This window comes from Sinobaca sp. TMA16-18 (assembly GCF_059510535.1).
This window is the reverse complement of sequence record NZ_JCAKFM010000006.1, coordinates 192732-211368: the sequence shown is the minus strand read 5'-3', so window position 1 is coordinate 211368 and position 18637 is coordinate 192732. Positions and strand designations below refer to the sequence as shown.

18 protein-coding genes are annotated in these 18637 nt (G+C 53.6%); 14 read left to right on the top strand and 4 right to left on the bottom strand.

The annotated features are described in order from the left end of the window. The 12 genes from AC5W14_RS12650 (at window position 1) to AC5W14_RS12595 (ending at window position 11694) form a co-directional block, all read left to right on the top strand. Window positions 1-1089 (top strand): TAXI family TRAP transporter solute-binding subunit, encoded by a 1089-nt coding sequence (locus AC5W14_RS12650; protein WP_496194626.1) that lies wholly within the window; start codon window positions 1-3, stop codon window positions 1087-1089. 86 nt (window positions 1090-1175) lie between these two features. Continuing rightward, entirely contained in the window at window positions 1176-1592 is a 417-nt protein-coding gene (locus AC5W14_RS12645; RefSeq protein ID WP_496194625.1) for an FAS1-like dehydratase domain-containing protein, read from the top strand. Further along, complete coding sequence (locus tag AC5W14_RS12640) at window positions 1589-1984, top strand: MaoC/PaaZ C-terminal domain-containing protein (protein WP_496057713.1); 396 nt, start codon at window positions 1589-1591, stop codon at window positions 1982-1984. The genes AC5W14_RS12645 and AC5W14_RS12640 overlap by 4 nt, the downstream gene beginning before the upstream one ends. 18 nt (window positions 1985-2002) lie before the next feature. Continuing rightward, a complete protein-coding gene (locus AC5W14_RS12635; protein ID WP_496194624.1) occupies window positions 2003-3757 on the top strand; it encodes a dihydroxy-acid dehydratase in 1755 nt (584 codons plus the stop codon). Next, a complete protein-coding gene (locus tag AC5W14_RS12630) occupies window positions 3757-5145 on the top strand; it encodes a hypothetical protein (RefSeq protein ID WP_496194623.1) in 1389 nt (462 codons plus the stop codon). The genes AC5W14_RS12635 and AC5W14_RS12630 overlap by 1 nt, the downstream gene beginning before the upstream one ends. Before the next feature lie 18 nt (window positions 5146-5163). Then, window positions 5164-5826 (top strand): aspartate/glutamate racemase family protein, encoded by a 663-nt coding sequence (locus tag AC5W14_RS12625; protein ID WP_496194622.1) that lies wholly within the window; start codon window positions 5164-5166, stop codon window positions 5824-5826. Beyond that, window positions 5813-7066 (top strand): nickel pincer cofactor-dependent isomerase, group 22, encoded by a 1254-nt coding sequence (locus tag AC5W14_RS12620; protein ID WP_496194621.1) that lies wholly within the window; start codon window positions 5813-5815, stop codon window positions 7064-7066. The genes AC5W14_RS12625 and AC5W14_RS12620 overlap by 14 nt, the downstream gene beginning before the upstream one ends. Before the next feature lie 152 nt (window positions 7067-7218). After that, complete coding sequence (locus tag AC5W14_RS12615) at window positions 7219-8085, top strand: fumarylacetoacetate hydrolase family protein (protein ID WP_496194620.1); 867 nt, start codon at window positions 7219-7221, stop codon at window positions 8083-8085. Between the two features lie 27 nt (window positions 8086-8112). After that, a complete protein-coding gene (locus AC5W14_RS12610; RefSeq protein ID WP_496194619.1) occupies window positions 8113-8904 on the top strand; it encodes an SDR family oxidoreductase in 792 nt (263 codons plus the stop codon). Window positions 8905-8929: 25 nt separating this feature from the next. Further along, window positions 8930-10114, top strand: coding sequence for a CaiB/BaiF CoA transferase family protein (locus AC5W14_RS12605; RefSeq protein WP_496194618.1), 1185 nt, complete (start codon window positions 8930-8932; stop codon window positions 10112-10114). Between the two features lie 26 nt (window positions 10115-10140). Continuing rightward, on the top strand, window positions 10141-10767 hold the full coding sequence (locus AC5W14_RS12600) for a fumarylacetoacetate hydrolase family protein (RefSeq protein ID WP_496194617.1): 627 nt from the start codon (window positions 10141-10143) through the stop codon (window positions 10765-10767). A 27-nt stretch (window positions 10768-10794) separates the two neighbouring features. After that, the gene (locus AC5W14_RS12595; RefSeq protein WP_496194616.1) at window positions 10795-11694 is read left to right on the top strand and encodes a dihydrodipicolinate synthase family protein; all 900 of its coding nucleotides are present in this window, start codon (window positions 10795-10797) and stop codon (window positions 11692-11694) included. A gap of 65 nt (window positions 11695-11759) precedes the next feature. On the opposite strand, the gene AC5W14_RS12590 is transcribed toward AC5W14_RS12595, so the two are convergent. The 3 genes from AC5W14_RS12590 to AC5W14_RS12580 all read right to left on the bottom strand — a co-directional run bounded on the left by AC5W14_RS12590 (window position 11760) and on the right by AC5W14_RS12580 (window position 14736). Continuing rightward, complete coding sequence (locus AC5W14_RS12590; protein WP_496057703.1) at window positions 11760-12905, bottom strand: mandelate racemase/muconate lactonizing enzyme family protein; 1146 nt, start codon at window positions 12903-12905, stop codon at window positions 11760-11762. Between the two features lie 90 nt (window positions 12906-12995). After that, entirely contained in the window at window positions 12996-14051 is a 1056-nt protein-coding gene (locus tag AC5W14_RS12585) for an Ldh family oxidoreductase (protein WP_496194615.1), read from the bottom strand. A gap of 22 nt (window positions 14052-14073) precedes the next feature. Continuing rightward, complete coding sequence (locus tag AC5W14_RS12580) at window positions 14074-14736, bottom strand: GntR family transcriptional regulator (protein ID WP_496194614.1); 663 nt, start codon at window positions 14734-14736, stop codon at window positions 14074-14076. A gap of 288 nt (window positions 14737-15024) precedes the next feature. On the opposite strand from AC5W14_RS12580, the gene AC5W14_RS12575 reads away from it, so the two are divergent. Then, complete coding sequence (locus tag AC5W14_RS12575; RefSeq protein ID WP_496057700.1) at window positions 15025-15354, top strand: DUF3870 domain-containing protein; 330 nt, start codon at window positions 15025-15027, stop codon at window positions 15352-15354. 274 nt (window positions 15355-15628) lie between these two features. Then, on the top strand, window positions 15629-16564 hold the full coding sequence (gene glaH / locus AC5W14_RS12570; protein ID WP_496194636.1) for a glutarate dioxygenase GlaH: 936 nt from the start codon (window positions 15629-15631) through the stop codon (window positions 16562-16564). Between the two features lie 169 nt (window positions 16565-16733). On the opposite strand, the gene AC5W14_RS12565 is transcribed toward glaH, so the two are convergent. Continuing rightward, the gene (locus tag AC5W14_RS12565) at window positions 16734-18542 is read right to left on the bottom strand and encodes a putative bifunctional diguanylate cyclase/phosphodiesterase (protein ID WP_496194613.1); all 1809 of its coding nucleotides are present in this window, start codon (window positions 18540-18542) and stop codon (window positions 16734-16736) included. Window positions 18543-18637: the final 95 nt, after the last annotated feature.

Sequence of the window (18637 nt, the reverse complement as noted above, 5' to 3'; positions counted from 1 at the left end):
ATGATGAAAAAGATGTCCACGAAGAGAGTATTTCCAGCAGTAACTATGGCGGTAGGACTGGCATTACTGGCAGGCTGCGGAGGCGGCGGGGAGGAAGAGCCTGAAAACGGAGGCGGCGAAGAAGAAGCAGGTGGAAACGACGCTTCCGGCGAAGGCGGCCTTGATGGCGGAAACGGCGAAGCAAACAATGAAGGCGAAGAAGGAGATACACATATTAACCTGGCGACAGCCAGTGAGACCGGCCTGTACTATCCACTTGGCGCCACGCTTGCCAACTTCTGGTCCAATGAAGTGGACGGCGTGTCTTCTTCCTCGCAGTCTTCCAACGGAAGCGTGCAGAACATGATTTACATGGCCCAGGGCGAGTCGGATGCCGGTTTTGTTATGGGTAACATCCTTCAGGATGCCTACGAAGGTGAAAACGGGTTCGAAGGCGAGCAGTACGAAGATGTTCGAATTCTTGCCGGGATTTATCCGAACTATAATCACGTCGTCATGCGCGACGGAGCCGGCATTGAATCAATCGGCGACATTGAAGGCGAAAGCTTTGCACCGGGAGCAACGGGAAGCGGAACGGAAATTGCGTCCCAGCATATTCTCGGGGCCTACGACCTGACGTTTGATGATATTAACGCCAACTTTGGTGCCTTCCCGGAAGCGACCGATTTAATGAGAAACAATCAGGTAGTCGGAGCCAACATTAACGGCGGCCTGCCGACTTCGGCTGTAAGTGAAATGCTCAGCACGGCCAATGGCGTTCTGACGAGCATCGATGACGAACAGCGCCAGGAAATGCTTGATGAGTATGATTTCTATATTGATGAAACGATTCCGGCCGGCACATACGAAGGGCAGGAAGAGGACGTTCATACAACGGCTATGCAGAACTTCCTCGTTGTGGATGCCAGCATGTCTGACGAAGTAGCCTACGATATTACGAAAGCCATGTGGGATAACATTGAAGATCTGCATTCCAGCCACGAGACATTCCAGCAGTTCGAAGTAGAAAACTTTGATGAAGGGTCCGGAGACATTCCATTCCACCCGGGCGCAGAGCAGTACTATGAAGAAGAAGGTCTTCTTGACTAATACAGGACATTTGTTCCAGCAAAGTGAAGGCTGTTTTTCTAAACAGCCTTTTCCTTTTTTATCCGGCAGAAAGGATGATGCCCGCCATGTACTGGGAAGATTTTCTGAACGTACCTTCAACAATGGTTGAAAATAAAGTATCCCGCAAACGTGTAGAACAATTTAACGAGGCCCTCGGCTTTTACGACATCGCAGCGGGTCACGTGCCGCCGACATTCGTGCGTACGTTTTCGTTTGGAGAAATTGACGGCCTCACCTGGCCGGACGCGGGCATGATTCACGCCGAGCAGGAATACGAATACCACCGGCCGCTCGCAGTCGATGAAACCGTGCAGTGCTCGCAGCAGATTGAACAGATCGTCCGAAAAAACGGCAGAAACGGGGAAATGGCTTTTATTTACCTGACGCAGACGGGAAAAGACGGCGCGGCCAACACCGTGTTTGTCTCCAGGCGGGTGCTCGTCTGGAAAACCGCCCGCCGCATGGAAGGGGTGCCGGAATGAATACGACGACCATTCATGAGTACTGTATTAAAGTGCCGGGCTTCAGTAAAAAGCAGGTACAGGACTATGCCCGGGCTTCCGGCGATTTAAATGGGATACATATAGACGAGGCGCAGGCTAGAGCAAACGGCCTGCCCGGCGTAATCGTGCATGGCCTGCTGACGATGGCGTATACGTATGTTCCCTTTATTCCGCTGCTGGAGGACGGCTGGTATGTTTCATATTTTCAAACGCGGTTTACCGGTAAAGTGTTTCTCGACGAAGCATTGTATATAGAATGGGCACCGGCAGAAACGGCAGCCGGCAAAGCATTTACACTGAAAGCATTAAAGGAAGACGGCACGCAGGTAACCGAAGGAATCATCGAGCTGTCACGCAGCAAGTCAATGTAACAGAGAGGATGCAGGCTTATGGCAAAGGATAGAAAAAAAACAGCATCATACGGAGATGAAGGGTTCAGCGTCTTTCTAAGACAGGCGTTCGCCCGTCACATGGGGCACACGAAAAAGGACTGGGAAAAGCCGACAATCGGTATTTGCAACACGCAGAGCGAGGTGAATCGATGCCATACCCATTTTGGTCCCATTGTCGAAGCCGTCAAGCGCGGGGTGCTGATGGGCGGCGGGATTCCGCTGGAGTTCCCCACCATCTCCCTTGGCGAGAGTTTCACGAGCCCGACAACGATGATGTTCCGGAACCTGGCTGCGATGGACACAGAGGAAATGATCAGCGCCCAGCCGTTGGACGGTGTGATATTAATCGGCGGCTGCGACAAAATGACGCCTGCCCAGCTGATGGGGGCGGCAAGCGCTGATATCCCTTCCATTATGATTACCGGCGGCGGCATGGACAACGGAGAATACGAAGGAAAAACGCTCGGTGCCTGTTCGGACTGCCGTTTCTTCTGGCAGGAATACCGCAGCGGAAGCGTCTCGGAAGAAGAGCTCGATAACATCAATCAGGCGCTGGCTCCTTCCGCCGGCCACTGCATGGTGATGGGAAGTGCAAGCACGATGGCAGTTGTATCAGAAGCACTCGGCATGATGATGCCGGGCGGCGCGGCTACGCTGGCCACCGATAACAGAAAGCTGGCCGAAGCCCAGGAAGCCGGCAGGCAGATCGTGAAACTTGTCGAAAAAGACATTGTGCCGTCGGATATTATGACGGAAAAAGCTTTCGACAACGCGATCCGGATGATTATGGCCGTCGGCGGGTCCACAAACGCGGTCATTCATTTAACCGCGATTGCCGGCCGGCTCGGCATTAAACTGCCTCTCTCCCGCTTCGATACGCTTGGAAAAGACACACCATTTATCGCCAATCTCCGCCCGGCAGGTGAATACCAGATGAAAGAATTCAGCCATGCCGGCGGGGCGCGGGCAGTGATGAAAGAAATAGAATCGTATCTTCACACGGATGTGCTGACGGTGACCGGACAGACGCTGAAGGAAAATCTGGCGGATGTGACCGTGTCTCCGAACTACCGCCACGTGATCCGCCCGCTCACGGAGCCGCTTCATGAAGGCGACGGGATCGCTGTACTAACGGGAAATATTGCACCAAACGGTGCGTTGATTAAACCGAAAGCCGCCTCGGCGTCACTTTTAAAACATGAAGGCCGGGCGATCGTATTTGAATCCACCGCTGACATGGAACAGAAAGTAAATGATCCGGATCTGGACGTGGAAGCAGACGATATTCTCGTACTGAAAAACACCGGACCGCGCGGAGCACCGGGCATGCCGGAAGCGGGTATGCTTCCGATTCCGAAAAAGCTGCTTGAGCAGGGGGTGCGCGATATGGTGCGCATCTCGGACTGCCGCATGAGCGGAACGGCCTTTGGAACGATCGTGCTGCACGTGTCGCCTGAGTCAGCCGTCGGCGGCCCGTTTGCGCTCGTGGAAACCGGCGATTCGATCCGGCTCGACGTCGAAGCGCGCGAGCTCGAACTGCTTGTGGACAAAGCCGAGCTCAGCCGGAGACGCGAACAGTTTGTCCGTCCGGAAGGCGGCGCGGAGCGGGGCTATAAGAAACTGTTTCAGGATCATGTGCTGCAGGCCGATCAAGGCTGCGACTTTGACTTTTTAATGCCTCCGGCTCTTCGATCAACAGATAAGACCGAAGACGGCAGAATCCCGCAGGAGGAGAAAACGAGGGGAGGCTGATGAGTACCGTAAACAAATGGCCGGCGCGGATATCCGTTTCCAGAGGATACCTGCTGCTGACGCTGACCGTTCTCTTTATCATTTTCAGCTTTACCGGCTGGCCGGGAGAAATGGTGCTGATGGTTTTGACAGGAGGGCTGATTCTGTATTCCCTGCCCTTTATGGCATTTTTTCCTAAAATCATGACGGGCATTCTGCTCATCACCGGCCATATCGTATTTTTCGCCCAGGACCTCGGGTTTTCGTACTGGCGGGAATCGCTGATTGAGAACCTGCCGCTGGTGGCGCTGTTTGTATCGGTGCCGTTATTTGCCTACCCGCTGAAAAACGGCGGCTATGTGGAATATATTTCCCTCATCGTTCACCGGTTTTTAAAAACACCGGTCAAAATTTTTTCGAACATTGTGATTTTGACAAGCGTCTTGTCCTCATTTATGAATTTAGGTTCCGTGCGTATATCATTCGAATTGTTTCAAAGCGAAATTGAAAAGGATCCGAAATTTTATACGAAAGCGGTCTCGCAGGGATTTACGCTCGCGATGTGCTGGTCCCCGTATTTTGCCGGGGTGGCAATCGTGCTGAGCATGCTCGGCCTGCCGATTTTTCCGTTTATTTTCTGGGGGCTGCTGCTTGTGTTCATCGGCACCGCCGTTTCGATTTTAATGATTCTCAAACAGCCCCCGGAACCGGAAGAAACCGCGGCTGCGGTGGAAAAGGAAATTCAGGCCGCTGCCGTGCCGGTGACTGCGGGCAAAGGGGTGGAGCTTTTCGTCGTGTTTGCCGGTATGTTTGCCGGGATTTTCATTCTCGAGCGTGTGCTTGATATTAACCTGGTTGTCTTAATCAGCGTCATTGCGATTGCGTATCCGATTATGTGGTCGATCTGTATCAACCGGGTTAAAGCATTCGGGCGCTCGCTCCAGCATTATAAAAATACGATCCTTCCGAATATTCATAATGAAGCGGTGCTTTTTATCGCGGCCGCTTTTTTCGCCAAAATGGTGGAAACGACGCCGGTGTCCCCGTTTATCGCTTCGTTTTTTGCGTCGCTTAACCAGCTGTCTCCGCTGCTCGTCATTGTTGTGACGATTGGAGTTATTGTGCTGCTTGGTGCCGGCGGCATTCACCAGATTCTCACCGTTTCTTTAATCGGTGCGAGTGTATCGACGGCGGATCTGACGATAAGTGTCGAAGCCTTCGCGCTTGCCCTCATGGCGGGATGGTCGTTATCGACCGTTGTATCCCCGGTGGCGGCGCTGAATTTAACGCTCGGTACACTGCTTCACCGCTCTCCGTTCAAAGTCGGGATGTGGAACGCGCCTTACGTGCTTGTCACAGGTGCGCTCGTATCCGTTGTTATTTATGGCATCAGCTATTTAACGATGTAACAGAAAGGAGGCTGCTGCATGAAAGTGGTATGCGTGCATGCGCTGAAATCTTCGCTCCAGCCTATTGAAGATGCGTTTCAGGCGGTGTCCGATGAGATCGAACTGGAGCATCTCATGGATACGACGCTGTTATCGCTTTTAAAAAAACAGCAGACGCTCTCTTCTGCCATTTTGTTCCGGTTTGTGGAATTCTGCCGCCGGGCCGAAGAGGAAGAAGCAGATGTGATCCTGCTGACGTGCTCGGCCTTTAACGAAGCGCGCGATCTGATTCAGCCGCTCACAGCGGTGCCGGTGCTGCGCTCCGATGAAGGTGTTATGCATCAGGCGGCCGCGTACCGACGGGTCGGGCTGATTGCGACGGTAACAGAAACCCCGCCGCCGCTCGAGCGCTACTTAACAAGCCTCGCGCCGGACGTAGAGATCCATACGAAAGTAGACACCGGGGCGATGGACTGCCTCGCCCGCGGGGATAAAACGGGGCATGACGAACGCATCAACCAAATGGTGCAGGACGTACGGGGGGAGGTCGATGTGATCGTTCTTTCCCAGTACAGTATGGCGCACACCGCCCGTCATGTGCCGGCCGGGAACATACCGGTGTTAACCGCACCCGAAGCGGGCGTTCAGCATATTCTCAGGTTACAAGCTCAAAGGGAGGCCGCAGGCTATGGAACTAATTGAAATCACGCAGCAGTTCCCGGAGCAGCGTCTGGAAGACATTGAAGCCGCTGTAAAAGAACAAGTCGGCATCCATCTGCAGGAGCAGCAGTTCCCGGCAGGCAGCCGGATTGCAATTACAGCCGGCAGCCGGGGCATTTACCGGATTGACCATATGCTCGCCTGTGCCGTCGCCGCGGTTAAACAGTTCGACTGCGTGCCGTTTCTCGTTCCCGCAATGGGAAGCCACGGCGGCGCGACCGCGGAAGGACAGCGGAGCGTGCTCGAGCATTTGGGCATCACCGAAGCCACGTCCGGTGCGGAAATCTTGTCGTCGATGGACGTAGAGCGGATTGCCTATACCGACAACGGCATCCCCGCCTACATGGACAAGCATGCGTACGAGGCAGACGGCATCATCGTGATGAACCGGATCAAAGCCCATACGGCCTTCCGCGGCAGTGTCGAGAGCGGGCTCAGTAAAATGGCTGCGATCGGCCTCGGGAAAATCAAAGGCGCCGCTTTTATCCACAGCCACGGCTCGCTGCAGATGGAAAAAAACATCAAAGATATCTGCCATACGTGCCTGAGCCAGGGCCCGCCGATGATGGGCATCGGCATCGTCGAAAACGCGTTTGATCAAACCGCGGTAGTAAAAGCCGTCCGCAGGGAAAACTGGTTTGAAGCAGAAGCCGAGCTGTTGGAGCTGTCCAAGCAGCTCATGCCATCGCTTCCGGTCGAAGAGATCGACGTGCTGGTCGTGGAGGAAATGGGCAAAAACTACAGCGGCACCGGTATGGACCCGAATATTATCGGGCGCTGGCGGATCGAAGGGGTGCCGGAACCGACATCTCCTGTTATCAGACGGATCGCCGCACTCGAACTGTCGGAGGAATCGTTCGGCAACGCCCAGGGCGTGGGGCTGGTTGATTTTATTACCCAGACGCTGTTTAACACGATCGACCGGCACACCACCTACACGAACGCGCTGACGAGCACCTTTCTGCGCCGGGCGATGATTCCGTTTATTTATGAGACGGAACAGCAGACCGTGGAAACGGCTCTGAACAGCCTGAGCGCAGAAGATACCGATGGACTAAAATACATTCAAATCCCGAATACGCTGCATCTGCACCGGCTGTATGTAAGCCCGGCTGTCGTGCAGGAAATGATAGACAACAAGATACATTTTGAAACAGGAGAGCGCTTTACGCTTGATTTTAACGGCGAAGGCCGGCTTTCCCGCCGCCTGCTGCGGCAGTAAATAAGAAAGGACGTGACCGCTGCAATGAGAACTGCTTCGATCCGCGAAAATGGCACCGACAAAGGCGTTATCATATTACCCNTTTTAACGGCGAAGGCCGGCTTTCCCGCCGCCTGCTGCGGCAGTAAATAAGAAAGGACGTGACCGCTGCAATGAGAACTGCTTCGATCCGCGAAAATGGCACCGACAAAGGCGTTATCATATTACCCGAAGGAAAACAGGTCAAAATAGAGACCATCAACGACACGCACCAGACGTTCTTTCCGACCGATGTGGAAGAGCTCGTCGTTTCAGAAAAGCTAACCGAACTCCGCGACTGGGCCCAGTCGCACCCGGAGGAACTGGAAACGCTGGCGAAACCTGCGTCCGGCCCCTACAGCCCGCTGCTTCGCACACCGGGGAAAATCTGGGGCATCGGTTTGAACTACCAGGACCACGCCGCCGATTTAAAGGAAAAAGCCCCGAGCACGGAGCCTGCGAGCTTTATGAAGCCGATCACTTCGATTATCGGACCGGGCGATACGATTGAAATTCCGCCTCAGTCCGACCGGACGACCGCGGAAGCCGAGCTTGGCATTGTGATCGGACGGACGTGCAAAAACGTGTCCGAAGCCGAGGCCATGGATTATGTAGCCGGATATACGACAATCATTGATATGACCGCCGAAGACATTCTCGAGAAGAACCCGCGCTATTTAACGCGCTCGAAAAGCTTTGATACCTTTTTCAGCGTAGGGCCGGAGCTTGTGACGGTGGAAGAAGTCGATAACGTTGACGACCTTAAAGTTGCGACCGTCATTAACGGCCGTATCCACCGCGAGAACGTCGTCTCCAACATGACGTTTACACCGTGGAATCTGGTATCGTTTCACTCCAAAGTGATGACGCTCAAACCGGGTGACATTATTTCGACCGGCACCCCCGGCGCCATCCATATTCAGGACGGCGATGAAGTAGAGTGCCGGATCGAAGGATTTACGTCCCTGACCAATACCGTGAAAGATTTAAAAAAACAGTAATCATCATACTAGAGGAGAGATGTTTCTATGGATCTGCATTTACAAAACAAATCAGTCGTTGTAACGGCTGCAAGCAAAGGGCTCGGCAAAGCATCAGCACTGGAATTCGCACGCGAAGGCGCAAACGTTTTGATTTCCAGCCGGAATGAAGAACAGCTGCAGCAGGCGGTCGCCGAGATCAAAAAAGAAACGAACAACGAAAACGTTCATTACCAGGTGTGCGACATTACCGATGCGGAGTCGATTAAAGCGCTCGTTGAAAAAGCAGTTGAGCTGCACGGCACAGTGGACGTACTTGTCAATAACGCGGGCGGCCCGCCGGCCGGCACGTTTGAAGCATTTGAAGATGAAGCGTGGGAGGCGGCGTTCCACTTGAATCTGTTGAGCTTTGTGCGCCTGATCCGTGAAGTACTGCCGCACATGCGCCGGCAGAAAAACGGACGGATTATTAATTTTGCCTCGTCCTCGATTAAGCAGACGCTCGACAATCTCGTGCTCTCCAACACGTTCCGCGCCGGCATTGTCGGTCTTGCGAAAAGCCTCTCCCAGGAAGTGGCGGACGATAATATTCTCATTAATACGATCGGACCGGGACGGATTGACACCGAGCGCGTTGCTCAGCTCGACAACATCCGTGCAGACAAGCAGGGCAAAACCTACGATCAGGTGCGCGAAGCTACCGAAAAGTCGATTCCAATCGGACGCTACGGGCAGCCGGAAGAATTCGCCAAGCAGGTCGTGTTCCTCTGCTCCGGCGCGAATACGTACGTTACCGGGCAGACGTTTGTGGTCGATGGCGGACTGGTAAAGGCACTATAGTCTATTTTAGTGGAGTGATGCGATAATGAATAAGCCATTGCAAGGTATTAAAGTTCTCGATTTATCCCGGGTGCTGGCAGGTCCCCTCGGCTCGATGCAGCTGGCGGACCTTGGCGCCGAAGTCATTCGGGTGGAAGCGCCGAACGGATCGGACGACATCCGGCACTGGTGGCCGTTTATCGAAGAGGAAAGCACGTATTACCTGGCGGCCAACCGTAACAAGAAATCGATAACGATTGATTTAAAAAATACAGAAGGCGTGGCGCTCTTTAAGCAGCTCGTCAAAGAATCAGATGTTGTGATCGAGAATTTCAAAACGGGGACGCTTGAACGCCTCGGGCTGGACTATAACACGCTGAAACAGGTGAAAGAAGATATTATTCTCTGCTCGGTCACGGGTTACGGCCAGACGGGTCCGTACAAGGATCTGCCCGGCTATGACCCGGTCATTCAGGCCGTCGGCGGCTTAATGGATATTACCGGCCACCCCGGCGCAGAGGCTACAAGAGTCGGGACGCCGGTTGTGGATATTATGACGTCGCACTACGTGGCGATCGGCGTGCTCGCCGCGCTCCGTCACCGCGATAACGAAGGCGAAGGCGAGCATATTGACCTGTCGCTGCTCGATGTGCAGGTGAGCTCGCTCGGCAATATTGCGAGCAGCTACCTGTTAAACGACCATGTGTCTGAGCGGGTCGGCAATGCGCACGGCAACATTACCCCGTACGAAACATTTCCGTGTAAAGACAAGCCGATTATGGTAGCGGCGGGCAACGACCGCCTGTTTCACCGGATGGCTGACGCGATGGACCGCCCGGAATGGAAAGACAACGCCAAGTTTGCGACCAACGGCGACCGGGTCGCGAACCGTGCCGAGCTGCGCAGTCTCCTCGAAGACGTGTTTACCGAAAAGGGAGCGGATGAATGGGAGGAGCTCTTGTCTTCGCACGCTATTCCGTGCGGGCCGGTAAATAATGTTGAACAGGTCTTTGACCATCCGCAGGTAAAGGCCCGGGAAATGACGCAGGAAGCAGAGCACCCTGTCGTCGGCCGGATGAAAGTCGTCCGCAATCCAATTAAATACAAGAATATCAGCGTGGACATGCAGAGCGCGCCGCCGCAGCTGGGCGAACACACAACAGAAGTGCTGCACGGCTACGGGTTATCAGAAGAACAGATAACGGCGCTGCGCGACTGTGGAGCCATTTAACAAAACCGACAGTAAAGAGGGATACGATGACGAACATTACAAACATTTACTGCGTGGGACGCAACTACACCGAGCACGTGTCCGAGCTGAACAATGCGATGCCGGACGCGCCGATGCTTTTCCTGAAGCCGACGCACGCCTGGGTCGAAGCAGACGGCCGCGAGATTCAGCTGCCGGGAGACAAGGGAGCCGTTCATTTTGAAGCGGAGATCGTCATCCGCATCGGCAGGGCATATGAAGAAGGCATGAGTGCCGACGAGCTGATTGACGGACTCGGCCTTGGCCTCGACTTTACGCTGCGCGACATCCAGTCCACGTTAAAGGAAAAAGGCCATCCGTGGCTGCGGGCCAAAGGATTTCCCGCATCCGCCCCGGTGACGCCGTTTATTGATTTTCCCGGTGTGGAAGCGTTAAAAGACATGGAATTTACGCTCATTAAAAATGGAACAGAAGTCCAGCGCGGCAGCAGCCGGCAGATGATCTTTGACCTGCAGCATATTATCGACTACACGGCGGCCTCCTTTGGTCTGGGAGAAGGGGATTTGATTTTCACCGGCACGCCAAAAGGCGTCGGCCCTGTCACAGACGGGGATACGTTTTCCCTTCGTCTCGGGGACCAGGTGCTCGGCGGCTGCCGTACCGTGCTGAAATAAAACAGGACAAACGGAGGAGGAGTAAAGATGGCGGATGTTACACTTCAGGGGGTTATTCCTCCGGTCATTACACCGTTTAAAGAAAACGGGGACGTGGATCTGGAAAGCTACCGGGCCAACATTCAAAAATGGAACGAAGCGGACCTGTCCGGGTACCTGGCACTCGGCTCCAACAGTGAAACGATTTATCTAACCGAAGAGGAAAAGCTGGATCTGATTAAAGAAACCGTGCAGCACGCCAAAAAGGACAGGACCATTCTGGCCGGCACCGGCATGGAGTCCACGCGGGAGACGATTGCGCTCACGAACAAAGCTGCAAAGATCGGGGCCCATGCAGCGTTGATTCTGACGCCGTTTTACTACGGAAAAGCGATGTCGGAGGAGGCGTTGGCGGCCTATTTTACCGACGTGGCGGATCACAGTGACATTCCGATTCTCGTATACAACGTCCCGAAGTTTACGCATATTAACGTCAGTGTGTCGCTGCTGAAACGATTAAGCCGGCACCCGAACATTATCGGCATGAAAGACAGCAGCGGCAACGTCCCGCAGCTTGCGACGTTCAAGCGCGAACTGCCGGCGGATTTCACGATCATGGTCGGCACCGCCTCTGCGTTATTTCCAGCGCTTGCGCTCGGCATTGATACGGCGATCATGGCGCTTGCGAACAGCCACCCAAACGAATGCACCCGGATTATAACTTTATTTAAAGAGGGCCGGGTGGACGAAGCGCGGGAGCTGTACCAGGCCGTGTTTCCGATCAACACCGCCGTCACAGACACTTACGGCATAGCAGGGTTGAAGCATACTGCCACGCTGCAGGGCTATAACGGCGGCTGGGTCCGTAAGCCGCTTCTTGAGAGCACGAAGCAGCAGAAGCAGGAAATAGAGGCTCTCCTCCAGCAGCAGAGCCTGCCGGTCCATTAGCACAGACAGAAGCCGCCCGCATTCTCCAGAACGGAGAATGCGGGCGGCTGTTGTTTTGTCTAATATTATACGCTGCTGGAAATAGCATGTTCGATCGTTTCTTCTTCCACCAGATACTCCTGAATGGCTTCTTCGTTCCACTCGATACCAAGGCCGTCGCCTTCGGGCGGCACGAGGGTGCCGTGGGGCGTTACTTCTCGAGGATTGTGAATCACGAGGTCGAAGTTTTTGACGTTGGTGCCGATAAATTTCTCCAGAATTGTCACTTCTCTTGTCGCGCAGGCGAGATGAATGTGAATATCCCAGTGGTAATGCGGGGCAATCGATACGCCCTGCGCACCGGCAAGGGCTGCGATTTTCAGCCATTCCGACACGCCTCCGCACTGGGTGGCGTCCGGCTGCACGTAATCAAGCGTACCGCGGCGCATGAATTCCTGGAACTCCCAGCGGGTGGCACCGACTTCACCCGAGGCGAGCGGAATCGACGTCTGTCGTTTCAGACGGGCAAACCCTTCCATCATATCAATCGGCAGCGGCTCCTCAAAGAAGGCAATGTCATACTGCTCGACCTTACGGCAGAAGCTCAGGCACTCATTCACATCGAGAAACGACTGGTTGGCATCAATCATCAGCTTCACGTCCGGGCCGATGATGTTGCGGACGACTTTAACCCGTTCGGCTTCCTCGGCTGCGGACAGGCGGCCGACTTTCATTTTGATCGCTTTAAAGCCCTGTTCCATGTAGCCGCGTACTTCTGCTTCCAGCTTGGAGAACACTTCGAGTCCGTCGTAATAGTAGCCGCCCGATGCGTAGCACGGTACTTCCTCACGGTAGGCACCCAAGAGCTTATAGAGCGGCATGCCGGCAAGTTTGGCCTGATGGTCCCAAAGCGCAATGTCAACGGCGGAGAGCGCGTGCATCAGGCTGCCTCTGCGTCCGGCACGTACCGTCTGCCAGTAAAGTCTTTCCCATATTTTAGCGATATCGCGCGGATCTTCGCCGATGATCATTGGGGCCAGCAGCTCATCAACCGCCGCTTTGGCGGCTTTTCCGCTTACGTCCTGCAGGCAGAAGCCGATCCCTTCCACGCCGGCATCGGAATGGATGCGCACAAGCAGATGGTCGCGGTGCGTTAACGTTTTAATCGAAAAGCCGACCGGTCGTTCCAGTGGAATCTGTACCCATTGTGTAACTACTTTTGTAATTTTCATTTGTTCTCTCCTTTTCATGATAGCGCTGTCATTTTTAAGTAAAAAAATAAGGGTTCGGATCGGGTGCTGCTTTCGGTTCACCTCCCGGATTTAATGAAGCGGCTCGACACCTAGTTCCGCTGCCAGTTCTTTCAGTTCGGCTGCAAGGGCGGGGGGAAGCTCGACGCCTTCTGCTTTATGCTTCTGCAGCTTGTCATATTCCAGTTCACCGGGCAGTAGGATCCGTTCGATGCCTTCCCGGGTGGAGACGCTCTGGACTTCGGAGGCAAGCTGATCGATACGGCTGTGAAACACGTCCATATCCTCAAACAGGTCGGGACGAAACGCCAGAAAGAAGTGGCCGTTGTTCTGCTTGACCTTAAAGTCATTGTACAAGTCGCCCATATGCGGGCCGGTGGCGGCACCGCTTAGTGCTGTAGAGAGCATTTCCACGAGAAATGCAATCCCGTAGCCTTTCGGGCCGCCGACAGGAAGCAGCAGGCCGTCAAGCGCTTCGGACGGATCGGTTGTCGGCTCGCCGTCTTTTGTGATCGCCCAGCCGAGCGGGATCGATTCACCGTTGTTTTTTGCCGCAATAATTTTGCCTTTGGCAACAGCACTGGTGGCCATGTCAAAGACGATGTTCGCACGGTCCCGGCGGGGAACGGCGTAGGAAAACGGATTCGTGCCGAAGTATTTTTCCAGGCCGCCCCACGGAGCGACAGCGGAAGGGGAGTTGGTAAAAGCGAGGGAGATGCAGCCCTGATCAGCCGCGTAGTTCGTATAATCGGCAAGCATCCCGCAGTGGTTGGAGTTGGTCACCGCCACCATGCCGATGCCGGAGAGTTTGGCTTTCTGGACGGCAAGCTTGATGCTTTCGGACGCGATCGGAATACCGAGACCGTTGCCGCCGTCTATTGCGGCACTGACGGGCGTTTCCCGTTTGATCGTAATATCCGCTTTTGTTTCTACGATGCCTTCGAGTAAGCGCTTAATATAAATGCCGGTGCGAATCACACCGTGGGACGTTACGCCCCGCATCTGCGCGGTTACCAGATGCTGTGAGACGAGCGAAGCGGGGCCTTCTTCGACGCCGGCCGCAGTAAAGAGACGCTGCAGAAAAGGCTGAAGCTGCTGTTCGGTGTAGCGGAGCTGAACGGTTTCCATAGCACTGGTCTCCTTTCCATCTTTACAAATTAATGTTGTCGATCAGATCGTTTTTGTTTCGTTCAATATGGTACTCCACTACTTTTTTCAAAAGCGAAACTTTGCCGGAACGGGCCGCGGCCAGAATCTGGCGGTGCTCCATCTTGGCTTTGTCGGTGTAGCGGGTCAAAATCATCGGGCTTTTGATCGCCAGGTAGTGATTGCGGAGAATCTCCGTGTTGTGCAGCACCCGTTTCCACGGGCATTTTTCCATCAGCTTCTTATGAAACAGCTGATTCAGGGAAGAATAATGGTCAAAGGATGCCTCGGTTAACTCCATCGTTTCCATCTCCGTCAGGATCGCGTCCATTTCTTCGAAATCCGCTTCCTCCAAATAAGGAAGCGCCTTTTCCACCGCCAGGCTTTCATTCATGGAGCGCAGGGTGTAAATCTCTTCGATGTCATTAATGGAAATAGGATACACAATCGCGCCGCGCCGGGGTTCGTTTTTAACAAGGCCTTCGAACTCCAGGCGCTTTAGTGCTTCGCGGATCGGCATCCGGCTTACCTGCAGGCGTTTGGCCCAGTCTTCCTGAACGATCCGGTCCCCGCGCTGAAACTCCCCGTCCAGAATCGCTGCCCGCAGCGTTTCCGTTACCAGGTCTTCGCTCGTCGGATTCGGATTTTTCGTGTTGGTATGTTCCATAGCTTCCTCTTCTTTCTATAAAAATCTGTGTAAATGGGATCCAATCTATGATTGTATAATATCATAAAAATATCCATTTAGTAAGTATATTCTTGATAAATAAAGTATTTTTTCTGTTTTCTCTGATAAGCCTTTGGTATAATTACTTTATATTGGATCCAAAAATCAATAACGGCACGATCTGATGAAAAAAATACGTTGCCCTGCCGCCGGAATACCCATACGATAAAATAGAACCACCCCGGGCTGGTGCCGCCAGCCTGAATAACAGCCGGGAGGACAAGACAGATGAATGGAAAAAATATTATTTTTATTGCAGGACACTCCAGGCTTCCGGAAGGAATGGCCGCACAAAGTTTGTTTCAGACGCTGACGGTCACTGCGGAAATTGACAGGCAGTATGGGGTTATTCTCCAGTGCTCCTGCACGCTTGCCACCGAACACGGCAGAGAATTTATTAACCAGCTGTTCCGGGGCTACAGCTTGAAAAATGGAATAGAAGAGCCGATTAAAGCGATTCAGTACAGCTATTCCGGCAAAGCCAAAAACGCTATTATAGCGGCGTTAAAAGACTTGTATACCCAGTTTAATGAGCTGCAGAAAAGAGAAACCAGGTAAGCCGGCACGGGGCCTGGTTGACAGAAGTCGGAATATCCTATATATTATTGGTAACGCTTACCTTGATTCGGAGCAATCCTTACCAAATCGTAAGTGCACGATAAAAACCAATAATGCTGTTTAATAAGGCGTGGACTCCTCCGTTAAGGGAAGAGCCGGTCCGCCTGTTAGAGCCAGCCGTTCACATGAGCTTCTTTGCGTGTGCACCGGCTGGCTTTTTGTGTGTGCTCGGAACGATCAGGCTTTGTATTACCCAATCCAAAGGAGGAATTTTATTATGAGTATTACAGAACAGAACGTCGTGGATTTTTCGCAGGAAACGAAGCATTTGTCCATACAGAAGCATCCCCAGAACGACCGGATGTACCATATTGATATTAAAGAAGAAGCGCTCGATGCGTTCTTCGATAAAGTGAAACACGTGGAAGTGCAGGAGCTGGAATACGTGCCGTACATGCGTTTTATCGCAGCCAATGCGCTTCAGGAAGTGCTCGGCGAAGCATTCACGAAAACGGTGCAGTCGATTCTGATGGACCGCCGCACGGGCGGATTCACGATCGGACTGAACGAAGAGCGCAAGAACACCGATGAGTTTGTGCTGTTTTCCACCGCGCTCACGCATTTAGTAGGCGAGTGCAACTTCGATGCGATGTCAGGAAAATACTATGCCCGCTTTACCGTGAAGCATACGGATGCAAGTGACTCGTATCTGCGCCAGGCCTACCGCCTGTTTACGATGCATACGGACGGAACCTTCGTCGGCGACCAGACCGACTGGCTCTTAATGATGAAAATGCACGAAGAAAATGCCGTCGGCGGTGAATCGCGCCTGCTTCACCTTGACGACTGGGCAGAGCTGGATCATTATGCCAATCACCCATTTGCGCAGAAGGAAATACTCTACAAGTCACCGGCAAGCAAGAACGTGAGCGAAGAAATCAACCGCAAGACGTTCTTCCTGCATAACGGCGAACCGTGCATCTGCTTTATTGACCAGTTTGCGAACCCGGCTTCCATTGCAGAAGCCAAATACCTGCGCGACATGTCCGCCTCCCTTGAAGCGGATAAGAGCGTGACCGAGCTGAACCTGCCGGTCGGACACCTGGTAATGGTGAACAACCTGTTCTGGCTGCACGGACGCGCAGCGTTTGAAGAAAACAAAAGCCTCGATCGCGAGCTTCTCCGCCAGAGAGGAAGATTCCAGGAATAATATAACAACGCCTTTTCAGACGGACGCTTTCCGCAGGCCGAGCCTTAAGCTAAAGAGGAAAAAACAACCTCTTTAGCTTCACCTGTGGCTGGTCTGCCGGAGTCGCCGCCTGTTTTTGGAAAATAAGATGGCACACAAAAAGCCGTCCTTCGGGGCGGCTTTTTGTCGTTTATACACCTGCGGCAGTTGGGACTTCCCCAGGCACCTGGTAATGGCGGACGGTTTCTTTCAAGGCGCCGGCTGCGAGAGGGCGGGCGAAATAATAGCCCTGGTAAAACAGGCAGTTCAACTCTTTTAATATGTGCACCTGTTCGATCGTTTCCACTCCCTCTGCAATCACGTCGAGTCCGGTCTGTTCGGCCAGATACACAACGGTATGAACGACGTTTAACGCGGAGGGACTCACGGCAATGTCATCAATAAAGGATTTATCGATCTTCAGGCGGTCGAGCGGCAGGGAATGAAGCCGGCTTAAGGAAGAATAGCCGGTGCCGAAATCATCGAGGGCAAGCGTGACGCCGATCTGCTGCAGTTTCTCGAGCACGCGGCGGAGCCGGCTGCTCTCCCGCATGACCGATTCGGTGAGCTCAATTTCCAGACACGAGGCCTCTACCTGGTGAAAACGAAGAAGCGCCTCCAGCTGATCTGTGAATGCCGGCTGTTCGAGCTGCACGAGCGACACGTTCACGGCAATCTGCTGCACCGGTGTGCCGGCTTTCTGCAGGGTTTTAAACTGGCGCAGCGTTTCATCGATCACCCACCAGCCGATCGGAATAATCGTTTCCGTTTCTTCAGCGATCGGGATAAATTCCAGCGGGGAGATCGGACCCAGACCGGGATGGTTCCAGCGCAGAAGCGCCTCCGCGCTGACGATGCTGCGGTCGGCGAGGCTGACCTGCGGCTGATAGTATACCTCGAGCTCGTTCTTATCTAGTGCGAGCGGCAGATCGGCTTCCAGTTTGAAGAGCCGTTCAATATGACTCATCATCGAGGCGTCAAAGTAGGACACGGATGTTTCCTTGATCCGCTGGGCCTGCCTTTTAGCAACATACGCATGCTGCAGCAGCGTGCCGGGATTCGTCCCGTCCTGCGGATAAAAGCACACCCCGATCGACAGCGGGGTAAACAGCTGGAGGCCGTTCACCGAAAAGGGCTGCTTCAACTGCTGGCGCAGCTGTTCCCACAGGCCGGCGAGAGACACATCTTCTTCAGGCAGAAGCAGAACGAAATCGCAGTCGCTCCAGCGGGCGAGAAAAGCACCGTTTGGCAGGACCGCCTGCAGGCGGTTTGTCATATCAAGCAGCAGCGTCTCGGACGGCTGTTGGCCGAGTGCTTCCGCCAGGCGTGGAAACGAATCAATCGATAGAAGTGATACAGAGAAAGGGGAAGCGTTGTCCGTTGTCTGCTCTTCAAGATACAGAAGCAGGGCAGCCCGGTTAGGAAGTCCGTTAAGGGGATCCGTATCTATCTGCTGTACAGCTCCTCTGGAAACCGATGCTGGAATATCCTGCCGAAGAATCACGGTATAGAAATGCTCCCGCGGCTGAAGAGAAATCAGTATATCTATGAGGCTGCCGTCCTTGTGTTGTGCCTGCAGCGGGATCAGTCTTTCTTCCGTACAGTCTGCCAGAGTCTTTGGAATACGGCGGCGATCCCCGGATGCAAGAAACGTAGCTTTGTTGTGGAGCATGTCTTCTTTAGGATAGCCAAGCAGCTCTTCGGCAGCCCGGTTCCACATTAAAATTGTGCCGTTCCGATTAAGTACAGCCGCCGCATCCGAGGTCCAGTCTATCGACTGCTCATACATATCGTGAAACGCAAACAGCCATTTTCTGTGACGCTCCTGAAACCACTCCCGGCTGAGCAGCATGGTCAAGCTGATCAATACAGCGATCAGCGCCAGGACACATACGAGAAACAGCCACGGCCGTTCGGTCAGCTGCTCGAACAATGCAGAATAAATCCATTCACCTGTCATACACTTCGCCCCATACTCTCTACGTCCATTAACGTCTTTTTCGTTATATCGGCAGAAACATAAGCGACTTTCACCAGTATTGACATATTGTTTCC

What these genes read in the sequence shown, in the direction of transcription:
- AC5W14_RS12650 (WP_496194626.1), top strand. Translation starts at nt 1, where the DNA reads ATGATGAAAAAGATGTCCACGAAGAGAGTATTTCCAGCAGTAACTATG.
- AC5W14_RS12645 (WP_496194625.1), top strand. Translation starts at nt 1,176, where the DNA reads ATGTACTGGGAAGATTTTCTGAACGTACCTTCAACAATGGTTGAAAAT.
- AC5W14_RS12640 (WP_496057713.1), top strand. Translation starts at nt 1,589, where the DNA reads ATGAATACGACGACCATTCATGAGTACTGTATTAAAGTGCCGGGCTTC.
- AC5W14_RS12635 (WP_496194624.1), top strand. Translation starts at nt 2,003, where the DNA reads ATGGCAAAGGATAGAAAAAAAACAGCATCATACGGAGATGAAGGGTTC.
- AC5W14_RS12630 (WP_496194623.1), top strand. Translation starts at nt 3,757, where the DNA reads ATGAGTACCGTAAACAAATGGCCGGCGCGGATATCCGTTTCCAGAGGA.
- AC5W14_RS12625 (WP_496194622.1), top strand. Translation starts at nt 5,164, where the DNA reads ATGAAAGTGGTATGCGTGCATGCGCTGAAATCTTCGCTCCAGCCTATT.
- AC5W14_RS12620 (WP_496194621.1), top strand. Translation starts at nt 5,813, where the DNA reads ATGGAACTAATTGAAATCACGCAGCAGTTCCCGGAGCAGCGTCTGGAA.
- AC5W14_RS12615 (WP_496194620.1), top strand. Translation starts at nt 7,219, where the DNA reads ATGAGAACTGCTTCGATCCGCGAAAATGGCACCGACAAAGGCGTTATC.
- AC5W14_RS12610 (WP_496194619.1), top strand. Translation starts at nt 8,113, where the DNA reads ATGGATCTGCATTTACAAAACAAATCAGTCGTTGTAACGGCTGCAAGC.
- AC5W14_RS12605 (WP_496194618.1), top strand. Translation starts at nt 8,930, where the DNA reads ATGAATAAGCCATTGCAAGGTATTAAAGTTCTCGATTTATCCCGGGTG.
- AC5W14_RS12600 (WP_496194617.1), top strand. Translation starts at nt 10,141, where the DNA reads ATGACGAACATTACAAACATTTACTGCGTGGGACGCAACTACACCGAG.
- AC5W14_RS12595 (WP_496194616.1), top strand. Translation starts at nt 10,795, where the DNA reads ATGGCGGATGTTACACTTCAGGGGGTTATTCCTCCGGTCATTACACCG.
- AC5W14_RS12590 (WP_496057703.1), bottom strand. Translation starts at nt 12,905, where the DNA reads ATGAAAATTACAAAAGTAGTTACACAATGGGTACAGATTCCACTGGAA.
- AC5W14_RS12585 (WP_496194615.1), bottom strand. Translation starts at nt 14,051, where the DNA reads ATGGAAACCGTTCAGCTCCGCTACACCGAACAGCAGCTTCAGCCTTTT.
- AC5W14_RS12580 (WP_496194614.1), bottom strand. Translation starts at nt 14,736, where the DNA reads ATGGAACATACCAACACGAAAAATCCGAATCCGACGAGCGAAGACCTG.
- AC5W14_RS12575 (WP_496057700.1), top strand. Translation starts at nt 15,025, where the DNA reads ATGAATGGAAAAAATATTATTTTTATTGCAGGACACTCCAGGCTTCCG.
- AC5W14_RS12565 (WP_496194613.1), bottom strand. Translation starts at nt 18,542, where the DNA reads ATGACAGGTGAATGGATTTATTCTGCATTGTTCGAGCAGCTGACCGAA.